We start from the raw sequence: 12,188 nt of genomic DNA on the forward strand, positions 1-12,188 counted from the left end.
GCTTTTCCTGATACTAAACCGAAGATAATCATTGAGTTTTTCGATTATATTCAAGGAGACAGTGGGCTATTTTTTTCTGATATAAACTCTTTTATTGAATCTACGTATTCACAATCTTTATGAATATTCTGATATTTTTTTATAACCCCGTGACTAAAATTTATTAATTTTTCTAGCCATATTCAATCTCTCCTCTTTTTTGCCAACCATTAGACCAAGAAATAACTATAAATATACTGAAACTAATTTATAGTTTTGATTAAAAATAAAAAGCCAGCATTATAGCTGGCTTTTATCATACTAATTGGCGGAGGTGGTGGGATTCGAACTCACGAACGGTTTAACCCGTTGCCGGTTTTCAAGACCGGTGCCTTCAACCACTCGGCCACACCTCCAAAAGAGAAATGAATTATATACAATTTCAAAGTTAACGCAACCCTGAAATTGCATTTTTTTTACTCAACCACAGCAATTCGCAAATTATTTGTGCCACCTTGGACAAAATTGAGTGATCCACGTGTAATAATGATGCGATCGCCAGATTTCACAGCATTCTGTGCTTTCAATACTTGCACCACTTCACCCACAACATCTTCTTCATTGGCATGGTTCACATTGAACTCAATTGGCTTCACACCACGATACAATGTCATGCGCCCTGCTGTTTCTGTATGACGAGTTAAACCATAAATTGGAATTTCTGATGTTACGCGGCTCATTAACAATGCTGTTGTTCCTGATTCTGTTAAGCACACCAACGCTTGCACATCATAGTGGTTAGCCAAAACCATTGCCGACATTGCAATGGCTTCATCTGTATAGTTAAACTTACGATCTTTAATGAAAGCATTCGGTGTTAATACAGTAAATTGCTCGCTCTCTGCACCGATACAAATTTCCGCCATTGCTCTGACTGTTTCAACAGGATATTTCCCTGCTGCACTTTCTGCTGATAACATCACAGCATCTGTTCCATCTAATACAGCATTAGAAACATCCATGACTTCTGCACGCGTTGGCGATGAATTCTCGATCATAGATTCCATCATTTGCGTTGCCGTAATCACAGCACGATTCAATTCACGCGCACGCAAAATCATACGTTTTTGTGCGACCATTAATTTAGAATCACCAATCTCAACAGCTAAATCACCACGTGCAACCATAATTGCATCGGATGCTAAAATGATCTCATCGATATTTGCAACTGCTTCAATACGCTCAATTTTTGCAACTAAGTGAGCTTTAGATCCAGCTTTTTCTAATAATGTGCGTGCTTCATCCATATCTGGCCCATTTCTTGGGAAAGAAACTGCAACATAATCCGTATGAAAATTTGCAGCACAGATTAAATCTTCTTTATCTTTATCTGTTAATGCGGGCGCGGATAATCCACCACCCTGCAAGTTAATGCCTTTACGATTCGATAAAACACCGCCAATTTTAACTTGCGTATGAACTTCTGAGCCTTTAACTGCTGTCACTTCTACAACAATTTTGCCATCATCCAATAGCAAAATATCTTGTGGCTTAACATCATTCACCAATTCTTTATATGCAATCCCAACACGCTCTGCTGTGCCTGCATTATCATCATATTGGCTATCTAGAATAAATGTTGTGCCTTCTTCTAATATCACAGAGCCATCCACAAATTTCTCAATGCGAATTTTCGGGCCTTGAAGATCAGATAGAATCCCAACTTTTATATTCAAGCGATCAGAAATTTCACGCACTGCATTCACGCGCTTAATGTGATCTTCATGTGTTCCATGAGAAAAGTTCAAACGCACAACGTTAACACCTGCTTTAATGATTCCCTCTAAAACACCTGCTCTATCCGTTGCTGGACCTAAAGTTGCAACAATTTTGGTACGTCTATTCACAAACTTCTCCTTAATATTTGATTAAATTCACATTAATTATACTAATCTTGATAATAGGCAAAACAAGATCGCAGTCTTCTGCTTAATTCAGTACAATATACAGAATTATTTCTTTATTAACGAATATCTAGTTTGGAATCATGACAGAATCTATCTTTAATCGCGAACTTATCGACAAATACGACAAAGCAGGTCCACGCTATACTTCTTATCCAACAGCTGTGCAATTCACAACAGAATTCACACGTGAAGATTATATAGAAGCAGCCAAGAAATCTAACGAATCTGGCCGTGACTTATCACTTTATTTCCACATTCCATTTTGTGACACCATCTGTTTTTACTGTGGCTGTAACAAAATCATCACTAAAAATCGTAAGCGCTCTTTGCCTTATGTGGATCACATGTTGCATGAAATTGAATTACAGGCACCATTGTTTGATCGCAACCGCAAAGTAAAACAGCTTCATTGGGGCGGTGGTACACCAACATTCTTGTCTCGTGATGAGATGAAAATGGTGATGGATAAAACTGCTGAGAACTTCACATTATTACCGAATGATGAAGGTGAATACTCAATCGAAGTAGATCCACGCGAAGCAAATGCTGATACAGTGCGTTTTTTACGTAGCATTGGTTTTAACCGTTTGAGCATGGGCGTTCAAGACTTTAATCCTAAAGTTCAAGTGGCTGTGAACCGTATTCAACCGAAAGAAATCACTTTAGAAACATTACATGCAGCGCGTGATTGTGGCTTTAGTTCTATTTCCGTAGATTTAATCTACGGTTTGCCATTCCAAACTGTGGATACATTCAACCAAACATTGGAAGAGATGATTGAAATCTCACCTGATCGTTTGTCCGTATTCAACTATGCGCACATGCCACATTTGTTTAAAACACAAAAGCAAATGAATGCGGAAGATATGCCAAAGCCTGAAGAAAAGCTTTTGATCTTGAAAAACATCATCGAACGCTTAACAGATGCAGGTTACGTTTATATCGGTATGGATCACTTTGCTAAACCAACGGATCAACTAGCAATCGCACAGCGTGAAGGTAATTTGTACCGTAATTTCCAAGGTTACAGCACGCACTCAGATTGTGATTTAGTGGGCATGGGCTTATCTTCAATTTCTCAAATTGGCAATATCTATGCGCAAAATGTGAAAGATATGCCTGACTATGAAGCAGCGTTACAAGGCAATCAATTGCCAATCTGGCGTGGTGTTACATTAACACCTGAAGATGAATTGCGCCGTCATATCATCACTGAATTAATGTGTAATTTGAAATTAGACATTAACGAAATCAGCCAACGCTTCAATATGGATGCTAAAGAGTATTTCAAAATTGAATTGGAAGATTTACGCGCAATGGAACCAGATGGTTTGATCGTTGTGGATGGTGATACTTATCACGTTCAAGATCGTGGTCGTTTATTAATTCGTAACATCGGCATGGTGTTTGATGGTTACTTACAGAAAAATGATCAACGTTTTTCACGCGTGATTTAAAATAATATAACTTCTTAAAAAAGCGCTTCCTAAAAGCGCTTTTTTCTTAATAGGAGAATAGCTATGGGTTTAGATGGCATTGAATTAATCATGGCATTTGAAGAAGAGTTTGATATTAAAATCAGTGATGAAGAAGCTTCAAAACTGTTAACACCTAGACAAGTTACAGAACTTATAGCTAAAAAGTTCAAAATCTCCAATTTAAGCTATGAAAAGTATTTGCTACACAAAAAATTCAATATATTCCGAAAATTTCTTATACATGAGCTTGGCATTGAACGGCAAAAAATCATACCTAATACATTAGTATCTAACCTTTTACAAGATAATCGTCCCCAACAATGGAAAAAAATATCTAGGTTTATATCAGATGGCAAAATCTCTCCACTGGAATGTAGAAAAAAATTAAAGACTACTATTCAGTGTTGTGCCTGGCTTTCTGCCGTAGTTTCTGCCGGGATACCAGTTATATATTTTTCTTATAAAAATAATCCATATTTTCTTATTGTATATTTAATAATTACTGTAATGATTATTAGCTTTTTAGCACAGTTTTTTGAAAAGAAATTTGCAACAGAAATTCCAGAACATTTAAACACCGTTGGAAAAATTGCAACCTATCTCGATCTATCAATTCATACAAAAAATGATCCAATCAATATTGAACTAAACTTTGATAATATTTTACAAAGAGTTATTAAAATTACACAAGAACAACTACAAATACCTATTGATCAAATTAAACCTGATAGCTGTTTTATCGATGACTTAAATATGGACTAATAATAAAAAATTATGCCCAATAACTAGTTTATAGATGATTTAGAAATCAATTAGCCGTATTATTAAAAAGCTTTTTTATTGTTAGATCCAAGGTATTTTGATATGAAAAAAATCTTAACCATTGCAGGCTCAGATTCTAGCGGTGGCGCAGGCATTCAAGCTGACTTAAGAACATTTGCAAAGCATGATTTATATGGCTTTTCTGCTTTAACAGTTATTGTCACAATGGATCCTGAAAAATGGTCGCATGGCGTTTATCCAATCGAAGTGCCAGTGATTGAAGCACAAATCCAAACTGCATTAGATGGCGTTGGTGTGGATGCAATCAAATTAGGTATGTTGCCAACACCTGAAATCATCGAGAAAGTATCTAAATATTTAGATACTTGGGCAACTAAAGTTCCTGTTGTTGTAGATCCTGTAATGGTTTGTAAAGGCAATAAGCCCTTATTCCCTGAACATGCTGAAGCGATTCGCACCAATTTAATCAAATATGCCATAGTAACAACGCCAAACTTATTTGAAGCGGCTCAATTAGCAGGCATGGAAGAAATCACAAGTTATGACGATGCTGTGGAAGCTGCAAAGCGTATTGTTACTTTAGGCTGTAAAGCTGTTGCCATCACAAATGTTGGTCGTGTGATGGAACCTAAAACATCTGCTGATTTATTCTATGATGGCAATGAATTGATCTTAATGGAAGGTTCTTTCATTGATACACATCACACACATGGCTTGGGCTGTACTTTTGCAGCACACGTTGGCGCAAATCTATGCAAAGGCTTATCCGCACGTGAATCTGTTTATGAAGCAAAAGAAGCCATCAAAAAAGGCATTCAAAAACATTGGGCGATGAATGAATTTGTGGGTACTTTAAACTTCCCTGATAGTTTTAAATAATCTTCACAATTAATATGTATAAAAAAGGGCTGAAAATTAGCCCTTTTTATCTTTAAACTCTCATTAAACCACATGTTTTTCCAATACTATTGTAAAGATACTCATTGAATATCCCCCATTAATATCCGTACATCTGTTGAGCTATCTTTCTTAATCGCCAATTCCGCCAACTCTTTCATCTGTTCAAAAGAATGCGTTCTTAATTTAGCTTTCACAGGTGCGATGTCCCGCGGTGTCATGGATAATTCATCCACACCTAATCCCATTAAAAGCATTGCCCCTAAAGGATCGCCAGCTAAACCACCACAAACACCTACATGTCTATGATATTTTTTAGCACCTGCCACCGTTTGCTGAATCAAGCGCAATACAGCAGGATGCAAGCTATCAGCTTCTGCTGCTAATTCAGGATTTTGCCGATCCACAGCCAATACATATTGTGCTAAGTCATTCGTGCCAATTGAAAAGAAATCAACATGCTCTGCCAATATATCCGCCATGACAGCTGCTGCTGGTACTTCAACCATAATACCAATAGGAATGATCGGTGCTTGCATGGATAATCTGACACTTTCACAATAACTTTTGAGCGTTAAAATCTCAGTTGCTGATGTGATCATAGGAAACATAATGGATAAGGCTTTGCCTGTTTTTGCAACGCTGTAAATAGCTTTTAATTGTGGTAGCAATAAATCCATTCTGCGCAGTAAAAGCCGTGATCCACGCACACCTAAAAATGGATTATTTTCATGAGGCAAACGCAAATGTGCAACTTGTTTATCGCCACCAATATCTAATGTTCTGATAATAATAGGCAAGCCATCTAAACCATCTAACATTGCTTGATAAACTAATTGTTGCTCTTTTTCTGAGGGTAAACTTGTTCGTTCTATGAACAAAAATTCTGTGCGCATCAAACCAATGCCTTCCGCACCTTGTGACAATGCAAAAGCCACTTGATCTGGCTTATTCACATTGGCAGATATGGCAATAGAATGCCCATCGGTTGTGATTGCAGGTTGACGACGATGCTTTTCTTCTTCCTCATACTTGCGCTCTTGTATCGCCATCCATTCATGGGCTGATGCTAAATTAGCTTCAGAAGGATGAACATAAACCATCGCAGCATCACCATCTAGGATCATTGTGCTACCATTTTCAACATGAGAAACAGCTTCACCTGCCGCTACAATTGCAGGAATGCCCAATGTTCTCGCTAAAATAGCTGTATGAGATGTCGGGCCGCCAAAAATGGTGATTACCCCTTTAACCTTCTTTTCATCTAATAAAACAGTATCAGAGGGTGATAAATCAGTTGCTGTAATGATCCATTCACCATCAGGCAAGTCTGCCAATGTATTCCATTTCAAAGATGGATCAATGTAACTCAATACACGATAACCAATATCACGAAGACCTGTCGCTCGTTCAGCCAAAGTTCTATTGTCTGACAACGTCATTTCTTTCGCACGTTGCTCAATGGCTTGATGCCAAGACCACGCAACGCCATGTCCTTCTGCAATCAATTGACATGCAGTGCTAATCAATGTGGAATCTTTGAGAAACGAAAGCTGAGTTTTAAAAATCTGAGTATTATGCACGCCCAAACGATCAGTCGTATTTTGAATCAAAGAGGCAATTTGCTGTTTTGCTTGATGAATGGCTCGATCTAAAGTCTTTCCAGCATCTTCCAATGGCTCTGGATTATCCAATACGACTGGGCATGTGGAAGTTAAATGATACGATTGCGCGATCACAAATCCAGGGCTTGCAGAAACGCCGTGCAATATTGCGATATCAAACATTTCAGCAGGCTTCCAACCTTGAATCTTATGCTTGGCTATCTGAACCTTGACATGTTCAGCATCACTTTTTTCTCGCAAAGAGATTGCTATGATGCTCTTCTTAAAAGCTTCTAGCCCAATACGAGCATTTTCACCATCCGCTGAAATGACAGCAACATCGCCACATTTTAAGCCTAACTGTAATAATTCCACCATATTATCTGCCATGGCAACATCATCACCATGTCGAACTTGTATCGATAATCCCAATTGCTTGGCACTATCTGCCCAAGCCGAAGATGGGCGCGCATGTAATCCTGATGGATAATCAATTGCCCATTCAAATGAATGAGATAAATCTTTAGCTTGATAATTTTTAGCTTTTAATTCTGGAATGGGTGAATCCATGAATACTTGTATGAATCTTTGAGGATCAGTTGTCATACACAATTCTTCCATTAATGATTGATTGGGCAACATTCTCGTTAAGCGTTTTAACATTGCAATATGATCATCGCCTTTAACAGCAATTGCGATCACTAGCCGAACAATTTGCCCATCATGCCATTCAATACCATCAGGGATTTGTAAAATTGCAATGGCATCTTGCTTAATATCAGCTTTATCCCCCACCAATCCATGAGGAATAGCAACGCCTGAGCCCAAATAAGTATTGGCAATTTTTTCTCGAGCCTCCATGCTGCCGACGAAATCACTCGTCACACATTGGGCATCCACAAGTAGCTGACCCACAATGCGAATAGCTTCTATTTGTGTTTTAGCCACACTACCTAACAATATTAATTGCTCGGTTAATATTACTTTTTCTACGGGATTGGTCATATTAACTCCCTTTTTCTAACTCACAGCATTCAGAGATCATCCAATGAATGGTTGTTATTTTCTATTTTGTAATCATGGGCCTAGTTGGATTTTTACACCATTCGCTCCAAGAACCTGGGTAAAGCTTTGCAACACCTAATCCTGCATAATACATCGCAAAAATATTATGGCATGCAGAAACACCAGAACCACATTGATGAATGATCATTTTACCACTTTGGTTATCTAAAAACTCCATCCATTCTACTTTTAATGTTTCAGGATCTTTAAACGTACCATCTTCCTTCAGATTTAATTCAAAAGGTCGATTGATTGCATTAGGAATATGACCAGCAACAGGATCCAATGGCTCAACCTCCCCACGATAACGAGCCTCGCCTCTTGCATCCACTACACATAACTGAGCTTTGCCTGAAATAATATCTTCTAAAATATCATCGGCAGTCACTGTGCCAAACTCGCTATTTTTAGCAATAAAGTTACCTTGCGTTTGATTCACTTGTGGTGCTATGGTTTCTAATTCATAACCTACTTTCTGCCAAGCTTTCAGCCCGCCTTCTAAAACTTGAACATTCTCATGCCCTAACCAATGCAAAACCCACCATAAATGTATGGCAAACATGCCACCGTTATCATCATAGATCACAATGTGTGAATCATCATTGATGCCCAAATCTTGCATCAATGCTTCCAAATCTGCTCTCGGCTTTAAAGGATGACGGCCTGTTTCTGGCGTAATATCTGTACATAAATCAATGCCTAAATCAACACGCAAAGCATTTGGAATCCTGCTCGTTGCATAAGCTGTATCACCATATTCATCATTCATCAGATCACACCGGCTATCCAAGATGATCAACTTTTGATTCTCAGCAATCTGTTGTTGTAATTCTTCAGCAGAAATTAATGGCGATAAATTTTTCGTGCTCATGCGTTAATCCTCACATTATTTATAACTATATTAACTCCATAATATGCACGAATATATCACTAAGATAAAGGATTAATCATCACTTTCACATCCAATGCTTTCGCATAATATGGAGAAGTTGTAACTAAACCATCCACGCCTGTTTCACAATATGCTTGAATATTATTGGGATTAATTCCGCCCGCACCCAATAATGAAACTGCTGGATATGCTTCTCGCATTGCCATCACTGCTTCTTTCAATGCCTCTGGCGTTAATTTATCGAATTGAATAGCATCAGCGCCTATTTTTGCAAAACGCAAACCTTCCGCCAAAGTTTCCGCTTCAATGACAATCTTTTTTTCACAAGTTAGATGCTTAATTTCAGCAATTTTTTGTGCCAAAGCTCCATCATCTCTAAAAAATTGACAATGTTGTTTAAAAATTAAAATGGTTTCGGATAATCCCAAGCGATGTGGCATAGCACCACCTGCGATAATGCCTTGAATCGCTAAATGTTTAGTACCTGGAATATTTTTGCGTGTCGTTAATAATGCAATTTTTGGATGAACTGCATTACAAGCATTCACCATTTTGCGCGTTGTGCTCGCAACGCCTGAGCTATAATCAATGATGTTTTGCCCGATTTTCCAAACTGTATGAATCGCTTCGCTATTACCTTTGCCAACCAAAACAATATCGCCAGCATTGATGCTTTCACCTGAACGCTTCATTTCAACCAATTCAATGCCCAATCGCTCAAACATTTTTGCCACAATTTCAGTACCTGAAACAACGCCATTTTCACGCGTTGCATAATGAATCTCTGCCATTTGATCTCGAATGCCCAACAGCTCGCAAGTGAGATCAATATATGGTACATCTTCTCGGATTAAACGCTCAATTTCATCTGTTGTCATAAACATCAAAAAATCCTCATGATTAAATAATGCAACGAAGTATATTACATTACATAACGTTAATCATTAGGCTTCATTCAATGATGACTACTACTTTAATTTCAGAGCAATAATATGTTCTATCGGGCGATGTAAAATATCAGGCAAGCAATATTGATCCAAATAGTTATAAAACTGATTCATTGCGGAATTTAAAAAGCTTGGTAATTGACATGCTGGTGTTAAAACGCATTGTGGTGAAGAGCAATTCACAATTGCTTGGCTAGTATTGATATTTTCTTCCAACACGCGAATCAAATAGCCTACCTTATAACTTTCAGGCGGATTGGCTAATCGTATGCCACCATTTTTGCCGCGCACCGTCAGCAACCATTGTTGCTTAGACATGAAATGTACGATCTTCATTAAATGATTTTTCGAAACTTGCAAGCGCTCTGCCAACTGCCCTATTGTCATTGGCATATCTGGTGCACTACTTAATAATAAGAGCACCCTAATGCCCAAGTCTGTAAATTTACTTAATTGCATAATCTCATCTGCCTGAATTTCAATTTAATGCATTTAAGATATAGCTTAAATACAAAAAGTATAGAGATTATACAATAAGAGTTAATTTGATTCATATAGACAACCTTAATTTTAAAGATGTATAATAAATACATCTTATAAAACCACAGAGGGAACAATGTTTAAAAATATCCTTTCTTACGCATTTCGCCCTTTTTATACAGCGGCATCTTTATATGTCATTGCCATTATCCTTTTGTGGTATCCATTAGGCTTCCAAGGCAATAGCCATTATCCAAGCTTCTTTTGGCATGGCCATGAAATGATTTGGGGATTCACAGGCGCTGTGATCGTTGGCTTTTTACTCACCGCTGTCAGCAATTGGACCAACACTCCGCCAGTTCGCCATTACAAATTATTATTACTACTCATTTGTTGGGCATTGGCGCGTTTATTTGTCTATTTGCCATTGAGTTATGCCATTTATGTTTCCACAGCATTTGATACATTATTTTATGGCTTGGCTGCACTTTTTATGTTGATGGCACTGATCCAAAGTAAAAACTATCCCAATATTTTAGTGCCCATTGTGCTCTTGCTATTTGGCGGTATTAACATTCTATTTTGCTTAGCCATCACAGGCGTATTGAAAGTGTCATTATTAACTGTCATGCAATTAGGATTATTGGGCGTAGCAGCATTTATCGGCTTAATTGGTAGCAGAGTCACACCATTTTTCACAAGTATCACATTAAAACAAACCAACCAATTTTCAAAACCATTAACAATGATTGCATTCTTGTTCCCTGTATTAATGATCCTTGTGATGGTTTTGAATCTTCCAAAAATCATTGTATTGATATTGGGCATCATAGTCACTTTAACGAATGTTTATCAACTCTATCGTTGGTGGAATAAAAAGCTACTTCACGAACCATTGCTCTGGATTTTGCATATCGGCTTTGCATTCACAACGATTGGTATTCTAGTATTGGCTTATGCTTATAGCATCAACTTGCGTTACCTTTCGCTTTCTACGCATTTAATTGCCATCGGTGGCATTGGCACATTAACATTGGGCATGATGTCTCGCACTGCATTAGGCCATACAGGCCGACCAATGATTTTGCCACCTTTCATGAAAATCTCATTCTTCATCATTTTGATCAGCGTTGTGATTCGCATCATCGCAACAATAATCAATGACAATACTGCCTTACTGATCATCAGCGCTATTTTATTTAGCTGTTCTTTCATGATTTATTTGTACTGTTATCTACCAATTTTACTCACCAAAAGTCGATCTTAATTTTAAATATCAGGAGCTTTATATGACACAGACAGAATCCCAAAATGAACTCAATGAATTTGATCACAAAGATAATCAAGAAAATCTAACAGAAGTAACTGAAGCGCGTGAAGTTTCAAATGAAGAAGAAACTGCACCCTGTTGCGGTTGTTGTGGAGGATAATATAACTAACAGCCAATAGCCTTGATGATTATTGGCTGTTATACCTTACATCTATTTAATTCACAGGCTTTAAAATTGTATTATTTGTGCCTTCTGCAAAATCAATTTCATACACTATGCCATTACAGCCATTACTTGCAATGTCATAATCTGTATTAGGTTTTGAAATGAACGATAATTGGCGACTGCAGCCTTTTGTTGAAAAAGATAAGCCACCAGGATTATTATTCGTATGAACCAATGGCAATACTGTCACTGTAACATCTATCTTTGTATTTGCAGGAACCACAACTTCCCTAAAGAAAGCACGAGATGCAATACCATTACGCTCACCTAAGCTTTTAGAAACCTGCGTTTCTGGCATACCAATACTTTCACTACTTTTCGCACCCACTAATGAGCTAAATGCATCCCCCATTGAGCCACCCACATTAATTTCTACTTTTTTACCATTGTGCTGATATGTTGCAATAGATGGTGCACCATTCTGCCTATATAAACGCATACGAGCTTCAGTTTCAGGATTATATTTAGCTTCCATTTTGTTAACAGATGGCGCTGAGGAACATGCGGATAAAACAACAGCTAATATTGCGGTTAATACATAATATTTTTTCATAATCATTATCTCTTATTCATTCTAATTTGTATTTTTGAAAAAAAATA

11 protein-coding genes and 1 tRNA gene are annotated in these 12,188 nt (G+C 37.6%); 5 read left to right on the forward strand and 7 right to left on the reverse strand.

The features are described 5' to 3' along the window. Positions 1–305 precede the first annotated feature (305 nt). Positions 306–395: transfer RNA gene (locus tag BZK16_RS13505), tRNA-Ser, on the reverse strand. A 60-nt stretch (positions 396–455) separates the two neighbouring features. After that, complete coding sequence (gene pyk, locus BZK16_RS13510; RefSeq protein WP_077929414.1) at positions 456–1,886, reverse strand: pyruvate kinase; 1,431 nt, start codon at positions 1,884–1,886, stop codon at positions 456–458. A 140-nt stretch (positions 1,887–2,026) separates the two neighbouring features. On the opposite strand from pyk, the gene hemN reads away from it, so the two are divergent. The 3 genes from hemN (at position 2,027) to thiD (ending at position 5,086) form a co-directional block, all read left to right on the forward strand. After that, positions 2,027–3,403, forward strand: a complete 1,377-nt coding sequence (hemN, locus tag BZK16_RS13515; protein ID WP_077929415.1) for an oxygen-independent coproporphyrinogen III oxidase — start codon at positions 2,027–2,029, stop codon at positions 3,401–3,403. A 63-nt stretch (positions 3,404–3,466) separates the two neighbouring features. Further along, entirely contained in the window at positions 3,467–4,186 is a 720-nt protein-coding gene (locus BZK16_RS14805) for an acyl carrier protein (protein WP_077929416.1), read from the forward strand. Between the two features lie 102 nt (positions 4,187–4,288). Then, entirely contained in the window at positions 4,289–5,086 is a 798-nt protein-coding gene (thiD, locus tag BZK16_RS13525; RefSeq protein WP_077929417.1) for a bifunctional hydroxymethylpyrimidine kinase/phosphomethylpyrimidine kinase, read from the forward strand. A gap of 101 nt (positions 5,087–5,187) precedes the next feature. Here the strand turns inward: thiD and ptsP are convergent, their stop codons facing one another. From ptsP to BZK16_RS13545, 4 genes are all read right to left on the reverse strand, one after another. Then, complete coding sequence (gene ptsP, locus BZK16_RS13530) at positions 5,188–7,713, reverse strand: phosphoenolpyruvate--protein phosphotransferase (protein ID WP_077929418.1); 2,526 nt, start codon at positions 7,711–7,713, stop codon at positions 5,188–5,190. Positions 7,714–7,774: 61 nt separating this feature from the next. Beyond that, positions 7,775–8,644 carry a sulfurtransferase gene (locus tag BZK16_RS13535; protein ID WP_077929419.1) on the reverse strand — a complete coding sequence of 290 codons (870 nt, stop codon included), beginning with the start codon at positions 8,642–8,644 and terminating at the stop codon, positions 7,775–7,777. Between the two features lie 59 nt (positions 8,645–8,703). Beyond that, entirely contained in the window at positions 8,704–9,549 is an 846-nt protein-coding gene (modD, locus tag BZK16_RS13540; RefSeq protein WP_077929420.1) for a ModD protein, read from the reverse strand. Positions 9,550–9,633: 84 nt separating this feature from the next. Further along, on the reverse strand, positions 9,634–10,071 hold the full coding sequence (locus BZK16_RS13545) for an Rrf2 family transcriptional regulator (RefSeq protein WP_077929421.1): 438 nt from the start codon (positions 10,069–10,071) through the stop codon (positions 9,634–9,636). Positions 10,072–10,228: 157 nt separating this feature from the next. On the opposite strand from BZK16_RS13545, the gene BZK16_RS13550 reads away from it, so the two are divergent. Both BZK16_RS13550 and BZK16_RS14345 read left to right on the forward strand, forming a co-directional pair. Further along, positions 10,229–11,359, forward strand: coding sequence for an NnrS family protein (locus BZK16_RS13550; RefSeq protein WP_077929422.1), 1,131 nt, complete (start codon positions 10,229–10,231; stop codon positions 11,357–11,359). Positions 11,360–11,381: 22 nt separating this feature from the next. Then, positions 11,382–11,522: a hypothetical protein gene (locus tag BZK16_RS14345; RefSeq protein ID WP_158076867.1), complete on the forward strand. Its 141-nt coding sequence runs from the start codon at positions 11,382–11,384 to the stop codon at positions 11,520–11,522. 55 nt (positions 11,523–11,577) lie between these two features. Here the strand turns inward: BZK16_RS14345 and BZK16_RS13555 are convergent, their stop codons facing one another. Beyond that, positions 11,578–12,141 (reverse strand): hypothetical protein, encoded by a 564-nt coding sequence (locus BZK16_RS13555; RefSeq protein WP_143691193.1) that lies wholly within the window; start codon positions 12,139–12,141, stop codon positions 11,578–11,580. Between the last annotated feature and the right edge of the window lie 47 nt (positions 12,142–12,188).

This window comes from Wohlfahrtiimonas populi (assembly GCF_002006795.1).
GTDB lineage: Bacteria > Pseudomonadota > Gammaproteobacteria > Cardiobacteriales > Wohlfahrtiimonadaceae > Wohlfahrtiimonas > Wohlfahrtiimonas populi.